This is a genomic window from Streptomyces yangpuensis, assembly GCF_001005295.1.
Lineage (GTDB): Bacteria > Actinomycetota > Actinomycetes > Streptomycetales > Streptomycetaceae > Streptomyces > Streptomyces yangpuensis.
The window spans coordinates 9,969-32,661 of sequence record NZ_LBMK01000005.1 but is presented as its reverse complement, the minus strand read 5'-3'; the positions used below and the strand labels follow the sequence as shown (position 1 = coordinate 32,661).

Sequence of the window (22,693 nt, the reverse complement as noted above, 5' to 3'; positions counted from 1 at the left end):
CATCGTAGGTGCCGGATTCACCGCGGACCGCGCTCGGTTCGGCGTACCGACCGTCCGGCCAGCACCTGGGTCCGGTGGCCGTCGCGCATCACGAACCGTCCGTCGACCAGGACGTGCGGGATCCCGGTGGGCGGCGTGCGGGGCCGTTCGTACGTGGAGCCGGCCGCGACCGTGTCAGGGTCGAAGAGGACGAGGTCGGCGCGGTGTCCCACGCGGACCAGGCCCCGGTCGGGCAGCCGCAGCCGCGCCGCGGGCCGGCCGGACAGGTGGGCGACGCACTCCTCCAGGGAGAGCAGGCCGAGTTCGCGGACGTAGTGGCCGAGGTAGTGCGGGAAGGTGCCGTAGGCCCGAGGGTGCGGTTTCGCGCCCTGAAGGATGCCGTCGGAGCCGCCGGTGTGGGCGCGGTGGCGCATGATCGCCCGGACGTTCTCCTCGTGGCCGACGTGCTGCAGGACCGTCGGTGCGAGCCGGTCGCCGATCAGGAGCCGGCGGGCGGCGTCCCAGCCGTCCAGGCGGGTGCCGACGTGGGCGGCGTACGCGGGATCGGCGACGCCCGAGATCTCGATCGTCGACCAGTCGACAGGGACGCCGTGGCAGCCGTCTGCCCCCTCCTGCTCCAGGACGTGGCGGATCCGCCGGGCCTGGTCGTCGTCGCGCAGCCGGGCGAGGACCGCCTCCGGGCCGCCCTCGTTCGCCCAGCTCGGCAGCAGCGCCACGAGGGTGGTGCAGCCGGAGGTGTACGGGTAGCTGTCCAGGGAGATGTCGGCGCCGCCGGCCAGGGCCGCGTCGAGAAGGGCGAGCAGTTCGCCCGCCCGGCCCTCGTTCTCGCCGAAGTTCATGGTGGCGTGCGCGAGGTGCAGGGCGCAGCCGGCCCGCCGGGTCAGGTCCACCATCTCGGCGTAGGCGGCCGGCGCGCCGCGGCCGTAACTGCGGTGGTGGGGGCAGTAGTAGCCGCCGTAGTGGGCCACCACCCGGCACAGTTCGGTCAGTTCGGTCCCGGAGGCGTACATGCCGGGGGTGTAGGTGAGTCCGGAGGACATGCCGACGGCGCCCTGGGCGAGGCCGTCGGCGACGAGCCGCCGCATCCGGTCCAGCTCGGCGGCGGTCGCCGGGCGGTCGTCCCAGCCGACGACGTGGGCGCGGACGGTGCCCTGCGGGACGAGGTAGGCGGCGTTGACGGCCACGCCCTCGCCGCCGAAGCCGCGGTCCAGCCGGTCGAGGTACTCGCCGACCGTGCGCCAGTCGAAGTCGATGTCGTCGCCGGGGCCGTTCCAGCCGGTGATCGCGGCGCGTACCGCGTCGAGGGTGCGGTCGTCGACGGGCGCGTACGACAGGCCGTCCTGGCCGAGGACTTCGAGGGTCACGCCCTGCGCGGCCTTCGCGCTGTGGTCGGGGTCGCGGAGCAGGGCCAGGTCGCTGTGGGCGTGCATGTCCACGAAACCGGGGGCCAGGGCGAGCCCGTGCGCGTCGACGGTCTCGCGGCCCCCGGACAGTCTGCCGACGGCGGCGATCCGGCCCTCGTGGACGCCGACGTCGGCGGTGTACGAGGGGCCGCCCGTGCCGTCGACGACACGGGCGCCCCGCAGGACCAGGTCCACGGCCGGGTCTAGAAGAAGGTGCGGACGTAGTCGGTGACGGTGCCGTCGTCCTCCACGACCGGGATCAGCGGCCACTTCTCGAAGATGGTGCAGGGGTGGGCCATGCCGAGGGAGACCCAGTCGCCGACCTCCAGCGCGGTGGCGTCGGCGTCCGTCTCGATCCAGGCGTGCTGGTCGGACAGCTTGGTCACCCGGATGCCGGCCGCGGTGCGCTCGACGCCGTCGCGGGCGCTGCGTACGGCGAGCACCTCGGGCAGGCCGAGGTCGTAGGCGATGTCGCGCTTGCCGGCGTTGACGAAGGCCTGGCCGGGCGTGGGGCGGGAGACGACCTGGGTCCACAGCCGGAAGGCGGGGAGCAGGCCGCCCTCCTCGGGGACGCGGTTGAAGGGGGTCAGGCCCGAGTACCACCCGTGGTCGTGGGAGACGTACGCGCCGGAGCGCAGCAGCGGCAGGACGGGCAGCGACAGCTGCGGGATCTCGGTGAAGACCTCGGCGACGGCGTCGAACCATTCGCTGCCGCCGGCGCTGACGATGACCTCGTCCAGGCCGGTGCCGGTGAACAGGCCCTGCTTGTCGAGGTCGGCGGCGAGCGCGGTGAGGCGGCGCAGCCAGGCGCGGACGGTGCCGGCGTCGGCGCCGGGCATGGTGGCCTCGTAGCCGGCCACACCCGCCAGGCGAAGGGCGGGGGACGCGGCGACGGCCTCGGCGACGGCCTGGCACTCGGCGTCGGTACGGATCCCCGTGCGTCCCTCGGCGCCGGCGCCGAGCTCCAGGACGACGTCGAGGGTGGCGCCGCGGCCCTGCAGGGCGGCGTCCATCAGCTCGACCCCGCGGACGGAGTCGACGTAGCAGACGAACCGGAAGCCGGGGTCGGCGGCGAGCTCGTCGGCGACCCAGCGCAGGGCGGGTGCGTCGACCAGCTCGTTGGCCAGGAAGATCGTGCGGATGCCGAAGGCACGGCAGACGCGGGCCTGGTGGGGCATGGCGACGGTGATGCCCCACGCGCCGTGGTCCAGCTGGCGGCGGAAGAGCTGCGGTGCCATGCAGGTCTTGCCGTGCGGGGCGAAGGCGAGGCCGTGGCGGGCGGCGTACGTGCCGAGGGCGGCGAGATTGTGTTCCAGCGCGTCCGCGTCGAGGGTCAGGACGGGGGTGGTGAACCCGCCGGTGTGCAGGTCCCGGCGCTGGGCCGCGAGCTGCCCGACGGTGAGGCCGTCGGCCTGGGCGTCCGGGGGGAGTCCCTTGAACCGGTGGTCCACCGGCTCGTCGGCGAGGTCCTTGACGGGGTCGCTGGCGCTGGCCATGCGGATGCCTCCCGGGCGTGTTGCGTCGGCTGCAACGGTCGTTGCGTATGCCACTGCATGCTGTCTAACATCCCCGGTGACGGTGGGTCAACGTAAGGACGGCGGATGAGCCAGTCGGTCGAAAGGGCACTCGGCATCCTGCCGCTGCTCGCGCAGGGGCCCGCCGGCCTCGGGGCGGTCGCCGACGAACTCGGCGTCCACAAGAGCACCGCGCTGCGCCTCCTGCGCACCCTGAACGAGCACGGGTTCGTCTACCGCTGCCCCGACGGACGCTACCGCCTGGGCGCACGGCTCTTCGCGCTCGCCGCCGAGGCCATCGAGAACCTCGACATCCGCGAGGTCGCCCGCCCCCACCTGGCCGAGCTGAACCAGGCCACCGGGCACACCGTTCACCTCGCCCTGCACCAGGACGACGAGGTCGTGTACGTCGACAAGGTCGACAGCCGCTACCCGGTGCGCATGTACTCCCGCATCGGCAGACCCGTACCGCTCACCGTCGCCGCCGTCGCCAAGCTGCTCCTCGCCGACCTCCCCGAGGCCGAACGCCGGGCGCTCGCCCACCGCATCGACTACCCCCGCTACACCGCCCGCTCCACCCCGGACGCCGAGGCCTTCCTGCGCGAACTGGACCTCGTGCGCGAGCAGGGCTGGGCCACCGACCTCGGCGGCCACGAGGAGTCGGTCAACTGCCTGGGCGCGCCCGTGCGCGGTCCCGACGGGCGGGTCGTCGCCGCGCTGTCCGTCTCCGCGCCCGGCGTGGTCGTCACGGCGGAGGGGCTGCTCGAACTGCTGCCGCAGGTACTGCGCACCGCCGGTGCCATCAGCCAGGACTATTCAGGAGTACAGGAGAGGACAGCGTGACCGGTAAGACCGCCATCACCCCCGCCACCCACACCGCTGCGCCCGCGAGGGCGGACGGGCTGCTCGTCGAGATCGACGCCCTCGCCGTCCTGGGCTGACGCCCCGGCAGGCGCGTCACCCCGTGCAGGACGCCCCGCCGCACGGGAAGGGGACGCCCCCCTTCCTGGCGGCGGGGCGCCCCCGCTTCAGGTGCCTGCCCCGGCCGCTACGAGCAGTACTGGGCCTCCTTGCCGATCGAGCGGTACATGCAGTCCGCGTTCTCCAGCAGCTGGAGCACCGCGTCCTTGTTGCGGGCGGTCTCGCGGTCGATCACCTCGTCCGGCGGGTAGAAGCCGCCGCCGCCGCTCTCCGGGTACATCTCGAAGGTGTAGGAGAAGATCTTCTGGTTGCCCCACAGCCAGTCGTCGATCGTGCCGTCCGTGATGTACAGGTCGCTGGCCTGCTCCGGCGTGTAGCCGTTGCTGGCCGCCATGCTCGTGCCGATCTTCTTGTAGACGGCGAGGTCGTCGGCGGTCAGGCCCGGGGCGGTGTCGTTGTAGGTGTAGCCGAAGGGCCACAGGACGAGCTCGCTGTAGGTGTGGAAGTCGATGGCGGCCTTGATCTGCTGCTTGCCGCCGACCACCCGGCTGCGCACGAAGTCCGAGACGGCCTTCACCTCGGGTGCCGACTCGGCGGCCGGGCCCCGGTAGGTCTCGGAGCTCCTGCTGCCGCTGGAGCCGCCGCAGCAGCCCCACTTGTAGTTCCAGTTCCGGTTCTCGTCGGTGCCGACGTAGGAGGACCCGGAGTTCGGCTGCCGGTTCTTGCGCCAGGAGCGGTAGGAGCCGGTGGCGATGTCGTACTCGCCGCCGTCCGGGTTGAGGTCCGGGACGATCCAGATCTCGCGGCCGTTGACGGCGTTGGCCACCCGGGAGTCGGTGCCGTACTTGGAGGTGAACTCCTTGAGCAGGTACAGCGCCATCTCGACGGTCAGGTGCTCGCGGGCGTGCTGGTGCGCCGTGAAGAGCACCTCGGGCTCGGACTCGTCGGTCGCGACGTTGTCGCTGATCTTGATGGCGAGGAGGTCCCGGCCCTGGTAAGACTTCCCGATCACCCGCTTGGACGCGATCGCCGGGTACTGCGCGACGAGCTGGTTGATCTCGGCCGTCGCCTCGGCGTAGTTGTGGTACTTGGAGTCCGCCGGGGGGAAGTCCATCGGGCTCGCCGCGATGCCGGGCATGGAGCGGTCCGGCGGGCCGGGGAGGGCGGTCAGCTTGTAGCCGAGTTCCTTCAGCTTCCTGGCCTGCATGGTGTCGGCGCTGACCACGACGGTGTGGTCGTCCACCTCGTCGATCGAGACACCGGTGCCGAGCAGGGCGGTCCGGTCGGCGACGGTGGAGGGGCCGTGGATCCGGTACTGGACGATGGCCTCGTCCTGGGTGGCGGTGGAGGGGCTGGGCGGTGGCGATGCCGTCGCGCTCATGCCGTAGGCGGGTGCGCCGAGCGCGAGCGCCAGCAGGGCCGCCGTCAGGCCGGCCCTCCGGCGGGTATGGAGCCGCATGCGTTCTCCTGGGTGGGGAGTGTGGGGGTAGCCGTGCGGACGCGCTCAGCGTCCTCTCGTGGCATGTCCCGGTCAAGGACCTCGGGCGTCGGCCGAACCGTTCCGGCCACCCCCACACCTGTACCGCCTACGGCAGCCCGTGGACCTTGGGACCCACCGAGTTCGACCAAGCACTACCCGCCTTGGCGTCCCAGTTGGTGGACCAGGTCATCGCGCCGCGCAGTCCCGGGTAGGTCTTCGACGGCTTGAAGGATCCGCAGTTCGTGCCGCGGGTCAGGCAGTCCAGGGCGTTGTTCACGACGGTCGGCGAGACGTAGCCGCTGCCCGCCCCGCTGGGGGAGGCCGGGACGCCGATGCCCACCTGGGAGGCGTCGAGGCCGCCCTCCAGCTGGATGCAGGCCAGCGCGGTGAGGAAGTCCACCGAGCCCTGGGAGTAGACCTTGCCGTCGCAGCCGTTCATCGAGCCGCTGTTGTAGTACTGCATGTTGACGACGGTGAGGATGTCCTTGATGTTGAGCGCCGTCTTGAAGTAGCCGCCCTGCGTGGACTGCATGTCGATCGTCTGCGGGGCCATGGTGATGACGAGCGAGGGGCCCGCCTTCGCGGACAGGGCGCGCAGCGCCTGTGTCATGTAGGTGGGGTTGAGGCCGTTCTCCAGGTCGATGTCGATGCCGGTGAAGCCGTACTCCTGCATCAGGGCGTACGCGGAGTTCGCGAGGTTGGTCGCGGAGGCCGAGTCGTTGACGGTGATGGTCCCCTTCTCGCCGCCGATGGAGAGGATGACCGACTTCCCGGCCGCCTTCTTCGCGGCGATGTCGGCCTTGAACTGGGCCACCGTGTAACCGCCGAGGCCGGCCGAGTCGAGGTTGAAGGTGATGGCGCCGGGTGTGGCGGTGGCGTCGGCGAAGGAGACGGCGATGATGTCGTACTGCGCGGAGACGTCGGAGATCTTCTGGACGGTCGCGCCGTTGTCGAAGTTCTGCCAGTAGCCGGTCAGGGCGTGCTTGGGGACGGCCGGGTTGCCCGGGTTCCCGCCGCCGGTCGTGGTCCCGGTCACCGGAGCGGACCTCGGGCCCTCGCCCGCCGCGTTGTACGCGCTCACCTGGAAGGAGTACGAGGTGGCGGGCGTCAGCCCGGTGAGGGCGGCGGAGGTCCCGGACACGGTCTGCACGCGGGCGCCGTCCTGGTAGACGTGGTAGCCGGCCGCTCCGCCGACGGCGTTCCACGAAAGGGTGAGTCCGTTCGCGCTCTGGCCGGAAACGGCGGTCCCGGCCGGTGCGCCCGGGATGTCCGGGCCGGGGTCGGTGCCCCCGCCGCCGTCCGGGCCGAAGACGCTGAACTCGTCCACGACGTAGGCCGGCTGGCCGTACCAGCCGTGGGTGTAGACGGTGACCTGGGTGGTGGAGGGGCCGGTGGTGAAGGTGGTGGACAGCTTCTGCCAGCCGCCGCCCGAGCCGGGGGTCCAGGTGGAGACGTCCTGCGTGCCGGTCCCGGTCGCGCCGAGGTAGACGTAGCTGCCCTGCACCTGCGTGCTCAGCGTGTACGTCGAATTCGGCCTGACCGTGACGGTCTGGCTGCAGCGGGCGTTGTCGGAACCGGCCGGCGTGGCCTTCAGGGCGCCGGCTCCGGCGTACACGGGGGAGGAGACGCCGGCGCCGCTGCCGCCGGAGCAGGACCAGTGGGCCAGACCCGACTCGAAGCCGCCGTTGCGGGCGACGTTGACGTCCGCGGCCTGCGCGGTGCCGGCGGCGAGGGCCGTCAGCGCCCCGGCGGCGACGGTGGCGGCGAGCGGCAGGGAGAGGGAGCGTATGCGGTTCACGTGGGCTCCGTGGGGGGGAGGTGGGGTGGTGAGGGGAGAGCCGGGCCGTGTGGGGTGGGGCCGGCTCACGGCGTGCGCTGCCAAGTTGGTCCAGACCAATCCCTGTGTCAAGAGTCTTCGCAAAGTGGCTTGAAATGGCTCAATGTGCGATCCCTGTTGTCCGGGTTTCCCGGCACCTGTGACCGCTGCCTTACACACGGGAATCACCAAGCCCCTGACCTGCCAGGGGTGACGCGGTTATGGTGCTGGGGCAAGGGGGGATGGGCGACGGCCGTCCGCGGTCGCGCACCGGTGCGCGCACGCGACGCGGCTGCGACACGTCCCCGTCGAGCGCGCGAAAGTCCGGGCGTACGGGGAAACGTGGGGGAACGGGGGAATTCGCGTGCCGACCGCCATCGCTGTCACCAGCGCCGATCTGGTGCTTCCGGCCCCTGACCGGCACACACCCGGGGCCGCCCTGCTGCACCCGCCCGAACAGCACGGCCTGGAGGCCGCGCTCGCCGCCGCCGGCGCCCTGCTGGAACGGCACGGCCACCTCGTGGCCCTCGTACCGCCCTGGCTCCCGCGCCCCACCGTCCAGCGGCTGCACACCGTCCGGGCCATCCTGGAAACCGACCGGATCGCGCTGCTCGACATCGATCTGCCGCCGCTGGGGACGGCCCTGCTGGCCCGTCAGCTGCGCCAGCTCAGCGTCTGCGACTTCAGCCCCGGAATCATCGCTTCCGCGGCCCGGCTGCTGTCCCACTACATCTACGCCGGCGCCCTGCTGGGCTCGGTCGCCAAACTCGACCGGGTCCGCGTGCCCGTCGGGCTCGGGGCGCACGCCCGGTCCTGGTCGCCGGGCGCACAGTTCGCCGTACTCGCCCACCCGGCACCGCACCTCGCCCGGCTGGGATCCACCGGCGGCGGGCGCGGCGGGCGCGGCGGGCGCGGTACGCGGGGCGGGGCGCACGGCGGGGGCCACGGCAGCCGGGGCGGCTCCCCGGGCGGTGCGCAGGACGCGGCGGCGGTCCTGCCCGCCGGCCCCGACTTCGCCACGCACCTCACGTTCGCGCGCGGCCAGCTCACCTCCGACTGGGTCGCCGCCGAACTCGCCCCCGCCTGGCAGGTGCAGGGCGTCATGGAGAACCCGCTGCCGGCCGCCTCACCCGCCTGGTGGGGCACCCCCAAGCTCGTCGAGTTCGCCGCCGGCATCCCCGACCTGTCCGTGCTCTACCAACTGGTCGCCTCGGTCCGCCGCGAGCAGTGCCGCTGGTGCGGCCTGGAACTCATCGGTGACCGCTGCGGCTTCTGCGCCGCCCCGCTCGCCGCCCCACCGCCGTCCGCGGCGGCGCCGGCGGGCACCGGCCGCTCCAGACCCTGACCGACGACCGAACGTACGGATGAAGAAAGAACGGCGAGGTAGTACGGCCTATGAACTCACGCCAGCGCCGCGGCGTCATTCTGCTGCTCCTGTCGGTCCTCTGCGCCCTGGGGGCCTTCGCCGGAGTCCTCGTGGTGATCGGCGACGTCAACTCCAAGGTCGGCTCCGAGGTCGTCGCCTACCGCGCCAAGGCCGACATAGCGCCGTACAGCCCGCTGGGGGCCGGCCAGTTCGAGGAGGTCAGGATCCCCCGGCGGTGGCTGTCCGCCACGGCCGTCACCGACCTCGGCGCGCTCAAGGACAAGATCGCGCTCACCACCCTGAAGAAGGGCTCGCTGCTGCAGGCGGACATGTTCGTCGACCGGCCGCAGCTCCAGCCCGGTGAGCAGGAGATCGCCATCATGATCGACGCGGCGACCGGCGTGGCCGGGAAGATCACCTCCGGCGCCAAGGTCAACATCATCGCCACCTTCAAGGGCGCCAAGGACACCGAACCCGCCCGCTCGGTGATCATCGTCGCCAACGCCCGGGTCCTGAACGTCGGCAGGCTCACCGCCCTGGAGAAGGACAGCGACCGCAAGGGCCCCGCCGAGGCCGTCCCGATCACCTTCGCCCTCAGCACCAGGGACACCCAGCGCGTCGCGTACGCCGAGTCCTTCGCGGAGCACGTGCGCCTGGCCCTCGTCGCCCCCGGGACCGACTCCGCGCCCGCCGCCGGCGACCGTACGTACACCCTCGACGGGGACAAGTGAGGCCCGGATGACCACCCGAATCCTCCCCGCGGTCGGCGACCCGGACGCCGCCCGCATCTTCTCCACCCTGCTCAGCCAGCTCCCGTCGGCGGAGCCCGCCCCGCCCGTCGCCGACTCGACGACCCTGCTGGACACCCTCGCCCGGCTCGCCGTCGACTCCCTCGACGAACTGCCCGAGGTGGTCATCGTCCACGAGCGGATCGGCCCGGTGCCCGCCCTGGAACTCATCCGGGAAGTGGCCCTCCGCTTCCCGGCGGTGGGCGTGGTCCTGGTCTCCTCGGACGCCGGCCCGGCGCTCTTCTCCGCCGCGATGGACTCCGGAGCCCGCGGTCTGGTCGGCCTGCCGCTGTCCTACGAGGAACTCGCCGCCCGCGTCCAGGCCGCCGCCCAGTGGTCCGTGGGCGTCCGCCGCCACCTGGGCAGGGGCGCGGCCGAGACCTTCACCGGGCCGGGCGGACGCGTGGTCACGGTCACCGGCGCCAAGGGCGGCGTGGGCACGACCTTCACCGCCGTCCAGTTCGCCCTGGCCGCGGCCGCCTCGGGGCGGCGCACCGCACTGGTCGACATGGACCTCCAGGCCGGCGACGTGGGCTCGTACCTCGACGTGCAGTTCCGGCGGTCCATCGCCGACCTCGCCGGGATCCAGGACATCTCGCCGCGGGTCCTCCAGGACGCGGTCTACGAGGACCGCACCGGCCTCGCGCTGCTGTTGGCCCCGGCCGACGGCGAACGCGGCGAGGAGGTCGACGACCGGGCCGCCCGCCACATCGCCGGCGCCCTGCGCAGCCGCTACGAACTCGTCGTCGTCGACTGCGGTACCCAGGTGACCGGCGCCAACGCCGCCGTGGTCGAGATGGCGGACGTCGCCGTCCTGGTCACCACCCCGGACGTGATCGCCGTACGGGCCGCCAAGCGCATGGTCCGCCTGTGGGAGCGGCTCCAGGTCCGCAAGGCCGAGGACACCTCGGTGGTCGTCAACCGCTGGAGCAAGCACACCGAGATCCAGCCCGCCCTGATCGAGAAGATCACCAAGACCCGAGCCACCCGCACCCCCGTCCCGGCCGCCTTCAAGGAACTCCAGGCCGTGGTGGACGCGGGCCGCGTCCAGGACCTCGACAACCGCTCGACGGTGAAGCAGGCCCTGTGGACCCTGGCCGGCGAACTCGGCCTCCTGGCCCCCGCCCCCGACACCCCGGCCCCCTCGGGCTCCCCGGGCGGCGCCCTGACCCTGCGCGCCGCGGGCACGGTCTCCCGCCTGCGCCGCGGCCGGGAGGGCTGACGGATGCGCACTCCCGCCCGGAGAGGGGCCGGCGACACCCGGAGCGACCGGGGCCAGGTGGCGATCGAGTTCGTCGGCACGGTACCGCTGATCCTGCTCCTGGTGGCGGCGGTGTGGGAGTGCGTCCTGATCGGCTACGCCTTCTCCCTGGCGGGCAACGCGGCGGACGAGGCGGCCCGCGCGGGGGCGGTGCACGGGCCCGAGTTCTGCGAGGCGGCGGCGAAGGAACACATCGGGGAGGCGTGGGGCCCCAAGGCGCACTGTGAGCAGTCCGGCGACATCATGCGGGCGAAGGTCACCCTCGGCATCCCGGTCTTCTTCCCCGGGCTCGACTTCGGCGAGATCGACGGCACCGGCGGCGCGGCACTGGAGAAGGAGGCCGAGTGACATGAGGTGGCGACGCATCCGCTCCGACCGGGGTCAAGTGGCCCTGGAGTACATCGGCTTCGTGCCGATCCTGCTGTTCGTCGCCCTGTGCGCGATCCAGCTGGGCTGGGTGGCGTACGTCCACGAGCAGGCGGACACGGCCGCCCGTACGGCGGCGCGTGTGGAGGCCCAGCACCGGGGCAGGGGAGAGGCGGCGGGGGTGGCGGCCGTCAGGGAGGGGATCGGCGCCAAGGTCCGCGTGAGCAGGACCGGCGACGCCATCACCGCCGTCGCCACGATTCCCGTCAACTCGATCATCCCCGGGCTGAACCCCGAACCGGCCCGGGCCACAGCCGTCATGCCCAACGACCAACCCGAGGAGACCGGACGATGAGCCTGCGTTCCCGGGTCCATACCCCCGACGACCGCCACAGCCCCCGCGAGGACGGCCGGCTGGTCTCCTCCTACCGCGCCAAGCTGCTGGAGGAGATCGACCTCGCAGAGATGTCCGCGCTCGCACCGGCCGAACGCCGGGCGCGCCTGGAACGCGTACTCGGGCACATCATCAGCCGCGAGGGACCCGTCCTGTCCACCGTCGAGCGCGCGCAGCTCATCCGCCGCGTCGTCGACGAGGCCCTCGGGCTCGGCGTGCTCGAACCGCTCCTCGAAGACGCCTCCATCTCCGAGATCATGGTCAACGGCCCCGACCAGATCTTCGTCGAGCGGGCCGGCCGGGTGGAGCAGCTCCCCCTCCGCTTCGCCTCGCACGAGCAGCTCATGCAGACCATCGAGCGCATCGTCTCGACCGTCAACCGCCGGGTCGACGAAGCCAATCCGATGGTCGACGCGCGGCTGCCGAGCGGCGAGCGCGTCAACGTCATCATCCCGCCGCTCTCCCTGACCGGCGCCACCCTCACCATCCGCCGCTTCCCGCGCGCCTTCACCCTGCACGAGATGATCGCCCTCGGCTCCCTCGACGAGCAGATGCTCCTGCTGCTGTCGGGGCTGGTCCAGGCGAAGATGAACGTGATCGTCTCCGGCGCCACCGGCACCGGCAAGACCACCCTCCTCAACGCCCTCTCCGGCCTGATCCCGGAGGCCGAGCGCATCATCACCATCGAGGACTCCGCGGAGCTCCAGCTCCAGCAGGCCCACGTCATCCGTCTGGAATCACGCCCGGCGAACGTGGAAGGCAAGGGCCAGATCACCATCCGCGACCTCGTCCGCAACTCCCTGCGCATGCGCCCCGACCGCATCATCGTCGGCGAGGTCCGCGGCGGTGAGACCCTCGACATGCTGCAGGCCATGTCCACCGGCCACGACGGCTCGCTGGCCACCGTCCACGCCAACAGCTCCTCCGACGCCCTCACCCGCCTGCAGACCCTGGCGTCCATGTCGGAGGTCGAGATCCCCTTCGAGGCGCTCCAGGACCAGATCAACAGCGCCGTCAACGTCATCGTCCAGCTGACGCGCTTCGGTGACGGTTCCCGCCGCATCACGGAGATCTCCATCCTCGAATCACACGGCCGCGAACCCTTCCGGATCACCACGGTCTGCCGGTTCGTCGCCCAGCCCATGGGGCCGGACGGCCGCGTCCACGGCTTCTTCGAGTACTACCCGCTGCCGCGCCGCATCGCCGAACGCCTCTACATGAACAACCAGCCCATCCCGCAGGCCTTCGGCGTCGCGCTGCCGGACGACCCCCTCACCACCCCGCACATCACACGGACCGCCCTGTGAACCCACTGATCCTCCTCACCCTCGGCATCACGCTGGTGGCCTGCGTCCTCGCGGTCGTCGGTCTCCAGGCGTACGCGGCCGGGCGCGCCCAGCACGCCGCCCTCGTCGAACGCCTCTCGGCGAGCGGCGCACCCGCCCCGCTCGGCCGGGTGCGCCGCTTCCGCACGATCGACCGCCGGCTGCGGAAGACCCGGCTCGGACGCCGGATCGAGCAGAAGCTGGCGACCACCGGCCTGGACCTCACGCCCGGCGAGTTCTTCGTCTACATGCTCGGTTCGATCGCGGGCGTCTGGCTCGTCGCGTCGTCCCTCCTCGCGCCGTTCTTCGGGCCGGTGGCCGGCCTCATCGGAGTCTGGGCGGCGAACGCGTTCCTGGCCTGGCAGCGGGCGCGGCGTACGGAGCGCTTCATCAACCAGCTCCCCGACCTGGCCCGCATCCTCGCCAACGCCACCCAGGCCGGGCTGGCCCTGCGTACCGCCATCGGCATCGCGGCGGAGGAGCTGGAGGCACCCGCGGGCGAGGAACTCGCGCGGGTCGCCGACCGGCTCGCCGTGGGCCACTCCATCGAGGAGTCCCTGGGAGAGCTCACCGAACGCCTGCCGTCGCGCGAACTCGTCGTCCTCGTCTCCACCCTCGTCCTGTCGGCCCGGGCCGGCGGTGCGATCGTGGACAGTCTGCGCAACCTGACGGTGACGCTGGAGCAGCGCAAGGAGACGCGTCGCGAGATCCGCACCCAGCTGTCGCAGGTCACGGTGACGGCCTACCTGGTCCCGGCGATCGGGCTCGGCTCGCTGCTCCTCGTCGACATGATGATGCCGGGCGCGCTGGACCGGATGACGGGCGCGTTCTTCGGCCAGACCGCGGTCCTCGTCGCGCTCGGCCTCTTCGCGCTGGGCTTCGTCCTCATCCGACGCCTGTCGAAGATCGACGTGTGAGGGGGCGGACGGGACGATGACGGCACTTCTCCTCGCGCTCGCCGTGGCCCTCTCGGTGTTCGGCGCCTTCCACGGCATCCGCCTCTACCGGGCGGACGTGAAGCTCCCCACCGATCTGGCCCTGGCCCTGGAGGTCGGCGCGACCCGCACGACGGCCGTCGGCTCGCTGGTCGACCGCATCGGCATCCGCTGGGCTCCGCTGGTCCTGCGCGCGATGGGCGCGAACCGGGTGGCGCGCAAGCGCCGCCAGATCGACATGGCGGGCAACCCGGCCGGTCTGACGATCGACCGGTACGCGGCCCGGCGTGCGGTGTACGGGGCCCTGGGCGCCGCGGGCGCCTTCTCCATGCTGGTCAACGGCCAGCTCGTCGCAGCCCTGCTGATGGTGGCCTTCGGCCTGTTCTGGATCGAGGTCGGCCTGTGGTCGGCCATCCGGGTCCGCCGCGACCACATCGAGCGGACGCTGCCGGACTTCCTGGACGTCCTCGCCGTGGTGGTGAGCGCGGGACTGGGCTTCCGGCAGGCGCTGGACCGGGTGGCGGGCAAGTACGAGGGGCCGTGGGCGGACGAGATCCGCATCACGCTCCAGCAGATGGACATGGGCGTCAGCCGCCGGCAGGCCTTCGACGAGCTGCGGCGGCGCAACGACAGCGAACAGGTCGCGCAGTTCGTGACGGCCTTCCAGCAGGGCGAGGAGCTGGGCTCCCCGATCGTCGACACGCTGATCGCGATCGCCGAGGACATGCGCCGTACGGACGCCCAGAACGCGCGGCGGCGGGCGGCCCGGGCCGTGCCGAAGGCGACGTTCGCGGTGACGATGTTCATGCTGCCCGGCACGCTCATCCTCCTGGTGTGCGGCTTCGTCTACGGCGCGAACGTCGACTTCGGTGCGCTGTTCGGGGGTGGCTGAGCGATGGCGCGGCTGAGCGTGCTCATCGCCGACGGGAACCCGGTCATCAGGGCGGGCCTCGCGGCGATCCTGGGCGCGGCCGGGGACATCGAGGTGACGGCCCAGGCCGCGGACGGCCGCGAGGCCCTGAGCCTGACCCGCCGGCACGCGCCGGACGTGGTCCTGCTGGACGTCCGGATGCCGGGGGTGGACGGGATTTCGGCCCTGCCCCACCTGGTGATGCTGGCGCCCGTACTGATGGTGACGTACAGCAGGGAAGCCGAAATCATCCGTGAGGCACTGCTGTTGGGCGCCGACGGCTACCTGGTGCACGGCGAGTTCACGGCGGACGAGCTGCTCAGGGCCGTGCACGACGCACCCCTGGGCCGCCCCCACTTCACGCCGACGGCGGCGAGCGCCCTGCTGACGGAACTCAGGACCTCTTCGCATCCGCAACGAGATGTGGCACAGTCGTCGGAGCGGATGCACAACTCTGTTGTCTTCGGGCTGAGTTCCCGGGAGGTGGAGATCATGGATCTGATCGCGTCCGGGATGAGCAATCAGCAGATCGCCGCCACCTGCTTCATCAGCGAGAAGACCGTCAAGAACCACATCAACCGCATCTTCGCGAAGCTCCGCAGCGCCACGCGCAGCGAGGCGATAGCCCGCTGGCTGGGAACCGCCCGTCCAGGAGTGACCGGTCATGGGTAGACGGAGTGCGCAGTGGGTCCGTAATTGGGCCCCGGGACCCTTGGTCACGACTGGTGACTCGCCGTACCGTCCGCAGATCGACACCGGTACCGGCCCGGGAGGGAACCCCCATGTCACAGAACACGCTGCTGAAGGCCGCCGTGGAGGCGCGGATCAGGGTGAACGGATGGGCGGACACGGCCGTGACGAGGCTCCGCGACCGCCACGCCCAACAGGATCGCGGCCAGACGGCCTTCGAGTACCTGGGCATCATCCTGGTGGTGATCGTGATCGTCGGGGCGATCGTTGGCTCCGGTGTCGGTTCGGAGATCACCAAGCGGATCAAGCAGGCGGTGACCGACATCAAAGCCGGCTAATGGCCACCCGCGGCACGTATGGGCGTGACCGGGGGCAGGCCTTTCCCATCTACGTGGTGGTGGTGGCAGGGCTGCTATTCGCCGCGCTCGCGTTCTTCGCGGTGGGCCAGGCGTCGGTCAGGCGCAGTGACGCCCAAGGCGCTGCGGATGCAGCGGCTTTGGCGGCCGGGCGTGAGGCCCGGGACGAGGTGCTCCTCGGCCTCGATCTTCCGTCGGTGGATGCCGGTGTCTGGAAGAAGATCGTCGATGGGCGGTTCTTCAAGGTCGGCGAAGCCTGCGCAGCGGCAGAGGCCTTCGCGGCTAAGAACGATGCGAAGGCCACATGTGCGGCCGCCCTCCCGCGGTTCACCGTCACGGTGGAGACGAACGGAACCGTGGGGGATTCGGTGGTTCCCGGTACCAACGGCATGCATGCGACGGCGAAGGCCACGGCCCTGATCGAGCCGAGGTGCCATCTGGCGAGCGTCGCCAGTCCGAGCCCCACCCCGACCCCCACTTCCACCGCGCCGTCAGGCGGTGCATCGCCCTCTCCCACGCCGAACGCTGCTGCGGTGAACTTCACTTGTGGCGGGGAGACGGTCAAGCTCGACCCGTCGAAGCCAGGTTCGCTCAAGGCATTGACCAGAAAGCTGTTCAGCGTGCGACTCGTCGGCTGACAGGGACTGAGAGACAAGGAAGCGTTCATAGATGAGCATTCGGCGCATGGTGAGGGTCCGTGGGGGGATGGCCGTTGCGGGTGCGGCGGTCATGGCCGTTACGTTGGCCGGGTGCGGTAGTGGCGGTGACGGCAAGTCGGGTGAGCCTCAGAAGCCCGCGGCTGCCCCGTCCCAGGGGACGGCGTCCCAGAACGCGACACCGAGCAAGGGGCAGAGCTCGGAGCCGACCGAAGTCGTCGCCACGCTGACCGGACAGGCCGGCATGGCGTTGGAGATCAACTCTGTGCGGCGCGATCCGGGCGGCTTCCTCACCGTATCCGGGCAGCTGAAGAACACGGGCAGCCAGTCCTACAAGGACACGGTTGCCTGGCGCGGCATCGAACTCAAGGGGACCGGAGAGTCGGTCGCCGGTGCGACGCTGGTCGACAAGGCGGGTAAGAAACGCTATTACGTGCTTCGGGACACGGAGTCCAGGTGCCTGTGCACGACGGGCGTCTCCAGCGTCGACGCCGGCCAGGTGATCCCGTTCTTCGCCCAGTTCCCGGCACCGCCGAGCTCTACCAGCGAGGTGGAATTCAGCCTCCCGACCTTTGCCACGGCCACCGTCAAAATCTCTGGGTGACCCATGACCACACGCCATCGCGCAGCCGCCGCCACCGCAGTCTCTGCACTCGTCATCGCCGGAGGGTCCGTCATCGGGGCCGGCTCCGCACACGCCGATGACGTGAAGCCCTCCGTGCCCCCCGGCACGGAGCCGTCCGCCGCCGCGCCCGTGGCGATCGACTCCAACGCACCCGGGCTGAAGATCCCGCAGGGCGGAACCCTGGCACCGATCAAGGTGCTGGACATCGCCGAGGTCGTCGAAGACCTCGGCGGCGAGCAGCGGCGACAGGAGACCAACGAGACCGTCATGATGGCGCTGCAGTCCGAGGTGCTGTTCCCCGAGGACAGCGCCGTCTTCAACGCGCAGGCGGCTGCCCGGATCCAGGCAATCGGCAACGAGATCAACCAGTCCAAGGCGACCCGCATCCGGGTCTTCGGTTTCACCGACGACCAGGGCAGCTACGAGCACGGCAAGGAACTGTCCAAGCAGCGGGCCGATGCCGTGCACAACGAGCTGGCCAAGACCGTGACGAACCCGAGCGTCGTCTTCGACGTCCGCGGGTACAGCGAGGACTACCCGATCGCCGACAACAGCACGGAGGAAGGCCGCAAGAAGAACCGCCGCGTGGAGATCACCTTCCCGCGCGGCGCGAGTTAGTCCAGCAGGTGGTCGGCCCGACCCGCCTTGATGTCCCGGATCAGGGCCTGGAGGGCCGCTCTGCTGTCGGTCAGCGGCCGGTCCTCCTGGCCGGCCACCGCTATGTAGCTGTTGCCGTCCCCGTCCACCCCTATCCGGTAACAGGCGTTTCCCTCTCCGCAGTACGGTGCTTCCCACTGGATGTCAGGCATGGCGGCCCCTCTCACAGTTCCTTGCTGATGGCTCGGATGAGATCACGCGACGCTTCGGGCCCGAGCGTGTGTTCGGCCATCCAGTCCAGATGGCTTCGATACTTGGCCAGTTGCTCCACACCGTGCAGGAACTCCGGGCCGTGGGCCGAGTCGAGTTGCGCCGTGTCGAGCTGTGGGACCGATTCCTCGGCGTAGAACAGAGGGTGTCCCGCTCCCGGGAAGGCTCCTTGAGTGACGGGGATGACCCTGATGGTGATGTGTTCCGCCGTGCTCCGCTCGCAGATCCGATCGAGCTGGCGCTTCGACACCTGTCGGCCGCCGAACTGCATACGCAGTGCTGCCTCGTGCACATAACCGGTGTACTGAACCGGATCTCGGCGGTCAAGGACGATCTGTCGCTCTTGGCGGTGGGCCACGCGCAGCTCCACGTCCAAGCGGGAGAGCTGCGGCAGCACGGCGTTGAAGACGGCTCTGGAGTATTCCTCGGTCTGAAGTAGTCCGGGTACGTGAACGGCTTGCACCGTGTGCATCCGCGTGGCATGCCACTCCAGCTCTGCGATGTCCAGGAAGCCCGGTGCGAGCCTCTCGCGGTACTGATCCCACCACCCTCGTCGGCGACGCTGGGCCATGCCGAGCAGCGCGTCGATGTAGGGCTCGTCGGTACAGCCGTAGTTGGCGACCAGGGTGCGCAATCGCTCGGCGCTCAAGGTCCGGGCGCCCGCCTCGATGCTGGGGATCTTTCCTCGGTCCATGCCGACGAGTGAGGCCGCGAGTTCGGCGGACACGCCCGCGTTCAAGCGCATCCGGCGCAGCTCTGCTCCCAGTCGGGCCCGGCGATATGACGGCAGCGTCCTCGGTGGCATGTGGGAAGTCTGCACTCCGGCCCGCATGCGGTCCATTTCAGGAGCAGACCTCATGAATTTTGTGGTGCAGGCACCACTTTGATGCCCTACTGTGGGTGACGCACCGCTTACGTACGGCGAGTTGAAGTGCATCGCCCGGCCCTGCCCGGGGGACGAGCCACACCCGCCGCCCATGCCGCCTGTGAACGGTCCTCGTGAGCCCCTGTGCGCGTCGAGCTTCCGAAGCCAAACCGTCTTTGCCCATCGACGACTTGGGAGCCGAAGTTGCTCACCCCGTACACCCACTCGTACACCGCCGCATCCGCCTGCCCCGTCGCCCCCGACCCCGGGACCGCCGGTCAGGCGGTCCTCGCGGAGGGGCTGTCGTGCAGCATGACCCTGCCCGCCTCGCCCCGCTCGGCCGGGATCGCCCGGCAGGCCGTACGGGCAGCCCTGCGCGCCTACGCCCTCGACCCCCTGGAACCAACAGCCGTACAGGCCGCCTCGGAACTCCTCGGCTCGGCCTGGCGGATGGACCCGTACGGCGAGCTGTACCTGTCCGTCCGCTACCGCGACGACGAGCTGCGCGTCATCGTCTACGACGCGCACCCCACCCACACCCACCCCCGGCTTGCCGCGCTCTGCGAGGCCCGCCGCCGCTCCACGCTCCGGGTGTTCTCGGCACTGGTGCGCGACCACGGCGGAGACTGGGGCGTCGGGCCGTCCCGGGAACCTGGCGGCGGGACCCGTACCTGGGCGACGCTGCCCCACCGGCCGCCGAACGGGTGAGAGGGAGGTCGTTTCTCCGGCCGGCTCGGCGCAGCCGTGGGCCACGCTGGTGTGATGCGCCTTCGCCACACCCTCGGGGCTCCCGCGCTCGTCGGTACGCTGCCGGCCTCCGCCGGGGCCGCTGTGGGCACGTTCAGCTACGTTTCGCCGGAGTACGGCGACTTCGACATCACCGACCCCGTCGGCTCGGAGTGCTTCCTCCTGCTCCAAGGCGCGACCAGTGCGGTCAACGGCACGAACAGCACAGCCACCCTGTACGCGGACCGCGGCTGCGAGGAGCCGCTGAGCACCCTGGACCCCGGTGCGGCCCGTGGCTTTGCCGAGCCCGTCCCACACAGCGTGAGCTTCGCGTAGCCCGGTAGCCCGGTAGCCCGTCACGGGCGGCCGCGCAGGGTTCCGACGAACACTTCGAGGACGAACGAATGGATCAGCGCGTCGGTGATCACGTCGCCGACGCGCATCCACTCGGACCGACCGCTTCCCCGGACCCCACGGGACTTCCCCGGACAAGTGCACGCACAGAAGCGCCGACAGCGTGCAGATGGCGTGCCGCACCCCTGTCGGCCCGGGGAGGAACCAGGCTCGGCGTCGCCACGCCGATGAGGCTCTTCCGGGCGTTCGGTACACCTGACGATCAGGCGGGGTCCATGTCGCGGAAGCGCTTGAAGGACTCTGAGCCGCTGGCGCCTTTCTTCCACGTGACGGTCAGGGTGTCGCCGTTCTGGCTGAGATTGCCGACCCGGTCCTTGTCCGGGACCCGGACGCCGTCCTGGCTGCACAGCAGTGCGACCTCCAGGAAGTCGCCGCTCTCGTCCTTCTGCCAACGCCCCTTGCATTCGAACCCGGAGGAGCCGCCGCCGAGGATCGCGTTGATCCGGGCAGGCTCGTCGAGGTACGCGTCGCCGAGGGCCAGCATCGTAGAGCCGGAGGTCTTCCACACGGCTTGGAGGCCGGTCCCGGTGGGCTTGGGGGCGAGCGGGTTGGCGGGGGTCTCCGACCTCTCGGGCGGTGGCTGGATGGTCGGGGCCTTCTCGCTGGGGTTCGTGCTGGGCGCCGAGGCGCTCGGGCTCGCCTTGGCCTCGGTCGACCCGGTGTCGTCGCCGCCCCGGCCGACCGCGAACCACACCCCGCCGGCCACCACGACGAGAACCACCACAGCGGCCGTCACGATGAGCCCGGTCTGCCGCTTCCCCGGCCCCGGCCCCGGCCCGGGCGGCTGCCCAGGCGAACCGGGAAGGGGGTGCGGTGGCGGATAACCGCCGTACGGCGAGCCCGGCTGGACATAAGGATTCCCGGCCCCGGGCGTACCGGGCTGCGGCGCCTGCGGCTGTCCGTAACCCGGCTGCGGCGCCTGCGGGGGTCCGTAACCGGGCTGCGGCGGTACGGCCGGAGGGAACGGTGGAGGCGGCGGCGCGCCGAACGGCTGCTGTGGCGACGACCAGGGGTGCTGCGGCTGCTCGCCGGACGGTTGGGTCACGTGGTTCCTTCCCAAGGCCGACAACTTGTCGGCACGTCATCTCTTTCTACCAGCCACCAACCCGGCCCCCGCATACGGCCCCTGCGGCGCACGAACCACGTACCGGGCCTGCGTACACGGCACATTGGACGTCCGGCCGTGCCCGGCGCGCCCGGCAGCGGAAGGGCTGCGCCGCGAGTCCCCGGACCTTGGCCGGAGGCCTGTCGTGAGTACGCGCGCCCCGTCCGGGACCGGCTCGGCCCCACCCACCCGAGCGGCCGGGGCGGGACCGGGCCGGGGGTGGCCGGGCCGGATCGGGCGCTCGCGATCAGCCGAACTGGCCAGGCTGGTAGTCACCCGCTGAAGTGGAACCACGGCCCCGGTGGCAGCGCCGGCTGCACGAAGGGAGTGGCGGGCGCGGCCACCGGCACCGGTGCCGCCGACCGGATCATCACGATCATGACGATCGTCTCCGAGCAGCGTCGCGACTCCCTCCTGGGGATGATCGAGCAGGCGTGGAAGGACCGCGGCTACACATTCACCCATGCGAACAAGAGCCGGAAGGTCCCCCGCATCCACGCGAGCACCCCGGACGGCTACAGCCTCTCGGTCGAGGTGGGCGGCGAAGGTCAGTTCTTTCTGGAGGCGGCCACCCCCTGCCTACGCGACACGGACGTCATGGAGCCCGCCACCAAGCCGAACACCCCGCAACGCAAAGGGCCGTTCCCCCAGCGCCCCGACGAGCATGACGAGTTCTGGTCGGCCACAACACCCGTCCAGCAGTGAACCGCGTCTGACAGGATGATCAAGGCTTCGCGGGGAGGCCGGCATGGCAACGGGCGAGGGGGACCGGTTATGGCACGGGCTCAGGTGAACGGCGTCGAGCTCTTCTACGAGATCCAGGGCGACGGGGAGCCGCTCGTCCTGGTCCATGGCTCCTGGACCGACCACCACAGCTGGCACGCCGTCCTGCCGCACCTCACCCGCGCCCACCGCGTGCTCGTCTACGACCGCCGCGGCCACAGCCGGAGCGAGCGCCCGCCGGGCCAGGGCACGCGGACCCAGGACGAGGACGACCTGGCCGCGCTCATCGAGATGCTCGGCGCGCCCGTCCACGTGGCCGCGAGTTCCTTCGGCGCCTCGGTCGCGCTCGGCCTCGCCGCCCGCCGCCCCGAACTGCTGCGCAGCCTCGCCGTGCACGAGCCGCCCCTGACCGCCGTCGTCGCCGGCGATCCGGAGCTCGACCGGCTGATGCGGGCCGCGCAGGCGCCCATCGACGCCGTCATGGCGGACGTCCGCGCGGGCGACTCCGAGGGCGGCGCGCGCCGGTTCGTCGAGGAGGTCGTGTTCGGGCCTGGTGCGTGGGACGGGATGCCGGACGCGGCCCGTCGGACGTTCGTCACCAACGCCCCCACCGCCGCCGACGAACAGGGAGACCCGGACTGGGACACCGTGGACCTCGCCCGGCTGGCCGGCTACACCGGCCCGGCCATGCTGACCAAGGGCACCGACAGCCCGGCGTGGTTCGGCGCGATCGTCGACCGGCTCGCACACGTGCTGCCCGGCGCGCAGGCGCGAACCCTGCACGGCGAGGGCCACGTCCCCCACCTCACGGCCCCGCAGCGCTACGCCGACAACCTCCTCGCCTTCCTCGCCTCCACCGGCTCCGCCACGCGCCCCTGAGCGTCCGGTGGCGGTCGGCCGGGGGTGTCGTCGCGGAGTTCTCGTGTGCGATGACGTACCGGTCCTTCGGCGTGTGGCACGCTCCCGCACACAGGTGTGGGCTTGTGGCCCGGAGGTGCCTGGCGGGTCGTCATGGGTGTGCCATAACTGCTTCGTTGCCGGTTGCAGGTGCGATGTATGTTGATGGGGCTGGTCGTACTTATGATCAGTTGATGGTCTTTGGGGAGCACGGGGGAGTGTGGGATGAAGTTCGACATGGGGACGCAGGTTCTGACGAACCTGATGTCGGGTTCGCGGACCTCGAATAC

At 71.1% G+C, this 22,693-nt stretch carries 25 protein-coding genes; 18 read left to right on the top strand and 7 right to left on the bottom strand.

The window, feature by feature from the left end; all coding sequences use genetic code 11:
• Positions 1–17 precede the first annotated feature (17 nt).
• Together AAT21_RS24135 and AAT21_RS24130 are read right to left on the bottom strand one after the other, a co-directional pair.
• The gene (locus tag AAT21_RS24135) at positions 18–1,598 is read right to left on the bottom strand and encodes an N-acyl-D-amino-acid deacylase family protein (protein WP_046779089.1); all 1,581 of its coding nucleotides are present in this window, start codon (positions 1,596–1,598) and stop codon (positions 18–20) included.
• Positions 1,599–1,606: 8 nt separating this feature from the next.
• Entirely contained in the window at positions 1,607–2,899 is a 1,293-nt protein-coding gene (locus AAT21_RS24130; RefSeq protein WP_046779088.1) for an amino acid deaminase, read from the bottom strand.
• A 105-nt stretch (positions 2,900–3,004) separates the two neighbouring features.
• Here AAT21_RS24130 and AAT21_RS24125 point away from each other — a divergent pair, with 105 nt between their 5' ends.
• Positions 3,005–3,760: an IclR family transcriptional regulator gene (locus tag AAT21_RS24125; protein ID WP_046779087.1), complete on the top strand. Its 756-nt coding sequence runs from the start codon at positions 3,005–3,007 to the stop codon at positions 3,758–3,760.
• Positions 3,761–3,965: 205 nt separating this feature from the next.
• On the opposite strand, the gene AAT21_RS24120 is transcribed toward AAT21_RS24125, so the two are convergent.
• Both AAT21_RS24120 and AAT21_RS24115 read right to left on the bottom strand, forming a co-directional pair.
• Positions 3,966–5,297 carry a M14 family metallopeptidase gene (locus AAT21_RS24120; RefSeq protein ID WP_046779086.1) on the bottom strand — a complete coding sequence of 444 codons (1,332 nt, stop codon included), beginning with the start codon at positions 5,295–5,297 and terminating at the stop codon, positions 3,966–3,968.
• A 127-nt stretch (positions 5,298–5,424) separates the two neighbouring features.
• On the bottom strand, positions 5,425–7,116 hold the full coding sequence (locus tag AAT21_RS24115) for a chitinase (protein ID WP_046779085.1): 1,692 nt from the start codon (positions 7,114–7,116) through the stop codon (positions 5,425–5,427).
• Positions 7,117–7,498: 382 nt separating this feature from the next.
• On the opposite strand from AAT21_RS24115, the gene AAT21_RS37020 reads away from it, so the two are divergent.
• From AAT21_RS37020 to AAT21_RS24050, 13 genes are all read left to right on the top strand, one after another.
• Positions 7,499–8,479, top strand: coding sequence for a hypothetical protein (locus tag AAT21_RS37020; RefSeq protein WP_046779084.1), 981 nt, complete (start codon positions 7,499–7,501; stop codon positions 8,477–8,479).
• Positions 8,480–8,529: 50 nt separating this feature from the next.
• Positions 8,530–9,231 (top strand): Flp pilus assembly protein CpaB, encoded by a 702-nt coding sequence (cpaB, locus tag AAT21_RS24105; protein WP_046779083.1) that lies wholly within the window; start codon positions 8,530–8,532, stop codon positions 9,229–9,231.
• Positions 9,232–9,238: 7 nt separating this feature from the next.
• Positions 9,239–10,510 carry an AAA family ATPase gene (locus AAT21_RS24100; RefSeq protein WP_079025926.1) on the top strand — a complete coding sequence of 424 codons (1,272 nt, stop codon included), beginning with the start codon at positions 9,239–9,241 and terminating at the stop codon, positions 10,508–10,510.
• Between the two features lie 3 nt (positions 10,511–10,513).
• Positions 10,514–10,897, top strand: coding sequence for a TadE/TadG family type IV pilus assembly protein (locus tag AAT21_RS36060; protein WP_046779082.1), 384 nt, complete (start codon positions 10,514–10,516; stop codon positions 10,895–10,897).
• A gap of 1 nt (position 10,898) precedes the next feature.
• Positions 10,899–11,270, top strand: coding sequence for a TadE/TadG family type IV pilus assembly protein (locus tag AAT21_RS24090; protein ID WP_046779081.1), 372 nt, complete (start codon positions 10,899–10,901; stop codon positions 11,268–11,270).
• The gene (locus AAT21_RS24085; protein WP_046779080.1) at positions 11,267–12,616 is read left to right on the top strand and encodes a CpaF family protein; all 1,350 of its coding nucleotides are present in this window, start codon (positions 11,267–11,269) and stop codon (positions 12,614–12,616) included. The genes AAT21_RS24090 and AAT21_RS24085 overlap by 4 nt, the downstream gene beginning before the upstream one ends.
• Entirely contained in the window at positions 12,613–13,551 is a 939-nt protein-coding gene (locus AAT21_RS24080; RefSeq protein ID WP_046779079.1) for a type II secretion system F family protein, read from the top strand. The genes AAT21_RS24085 and AAT21_RS24080 overlap by 4 nt, the downstream gene beginning before the upstream one ends.
• 16 nt (positions 13,552–13,567) lie before the next feature.
• Positions 13,568–14,461, top strand: a complete 894-nt coding sequence (locus tag AAT21_RS24075; protein ID WP_046779078.1) for a DUF5936 domain-containing protein — start codon at positions 13,568–13,570, stop codon at positions 14,459–14,461.
• A 3-nt stretch (positions 14,462–14,464) separates the two neighbouring features.
• The gene (locus tag AAT21_RS24070) at positions 14,465–15,151 is read left to right on the top strand and encodes a response regulator (protein WP_046779077.1); all 687 of its coding nucleotides are present in this window, start codon (positions 14,465–14,467) and stop codon (positions 15,149–15,151) included.
• A 110-nt stretch (positions 15,152–15,261) separates the two neighbouring features.
• Complete coding sequence (locus AAT21_RS24065) at positions 15,262–15,507, top strand: hypothetical protein (RefSeq protein ID WP_046779076.1); 246 nt, start codon at positions 15,262–15,264, stop codon at positions 15,505–15,507.
• Entirely contained in the window at positions 15,507–16,163 is a 657-nt protein-coding gene (locus AAT21_RS24060) for a pilus assembly protein TadG-related protein (protein ID WP_046779075.1), read from the top strand. The genes AAT21_RS24065 and AAT21_RS24060 overlap by 1 nt, the downstream gene beginning before the upstream one ends.
• Positions 16,164–16,194: 31 nt before the next feature.
• Positions 16,195–16,785 carry a hypothetical protein gene (locus tag AAT21_RS24055; RefSeq protein WP_046779074.1) on the top strand — a complete coding sequence of 197 codons (591 nt, stop codon included), beginning with the start codon at positions 16,195–16,197 and terminating at the stop codon, positions 16,783–16,785.
• 3 nt (positions 16,786–16,788) lie between these two features.
• Positions 16,789–17,424: an OmpA family protein gene (locus AAT21_RS24050; RefSeq protein WP_046779073.1), complete on the top strand. Its 636-nt coding sequence runs from the start codon at positions 16,789–16,791 to the stop codon at positions 17,422–17,424.
• On the opposite strand, the gene AAT21_RS24045 is transcribed toward AAT21_RS24050, so the two are convergent.
• Complete coding sequence (locus AAT21_RS24045) at positions 17,421–17,615, bottom strand: hypothetical protein (protein ID WP_046779072.1); 195 nt, start codon at positions 17,613–17,615, stop codon at positions 17,421–17,423. The two genes, AAT21_RS24050 and AAT21_RS24045, sit on opposite strands and share 4 nt — an antisense overlap.
• Positions 17,616–17,626: 11 nt before the next feature.
• Positions 17,627–18,478, bottom strand: a complete 852-nt coding sequence (locus AAT21_RS24040) for a helix-turn-helix domain-containing protein (protein ID WP_046779405.1) — start codon at positions 18,476–18,478, stop codon at positions 17,627–17,629.
• A 264-nt stretch (positions 18,479–18,742) separates the two neighbouring features.
• Between AAT21_RS24040 and AAT21_RS24035 the strand changes: the two genes are divergently transcribed.
• A complete protein-coding gene (locus tag AAT21_RS24035; RefSeq protein WP_046779071.1) occupies positions 18,743–19,246 on the top strand; it encodes an ATP-binding protein in 504 nt (167 codons plus the stop codon).
• A 54-nt stretch (positions 19,247–19,300) separates the two neighbouring features.
• Positions 19,301–19,600 (top strand): hypothetical protein, encoded by a 300-nt coding sequence (locus tag AAT21_RS24030; protein ID WP_046779070.1) that lies wholly within the window; start codon positions 19,301–19,303, stop codon positions 19,598–19,600.
• 280 nt (positions 19,601–19,880) lie between these two features.
• Here the strand turns inward: AAT21_RS24030 and AAT21_RS39295 are convergent, their stop codons facing one another.
• Positions 19,881–20,414, bottom strand: coding sequence for a hypothetical protein (locus AAT21_RS39295; RefSeq protein WP_167350619.1), 534 nt, complete (start codon positions 20,412–20,414; stop codon positions 19,881–19,883).
• 747 nt (positions 20,415–21,161) lie between these two features.
• Here AAT21_RS39295 and AAT21_RS24020 point away from each other — a divergent pair.
• The gene (locus AAT21_RS24020; protein ID WP_157879777.1) at positions 21,162–21,488 is read left to right on the top strand and encodes a hypothetical protein; all 327 of its coding nucleotides are present in this window, start codon (positions 21,162–21,164) and stop codon (positions 21,486–21,488) included.
• Between the two features lie 69 nt (positions 21,489–21,557).
• Positions 21,558–22,385, top strand: coding sequence for an alpha/beta fold hydrolase (locus AAT21_RS24015; RefSeq protein ID WP_046779068.1), 828 nt, complete (start codon positions 21,558–21,560; stop codon positions 22,383–22,385).
• Positions 22,386–22,693: the final 308 nt, after the last annotated feature.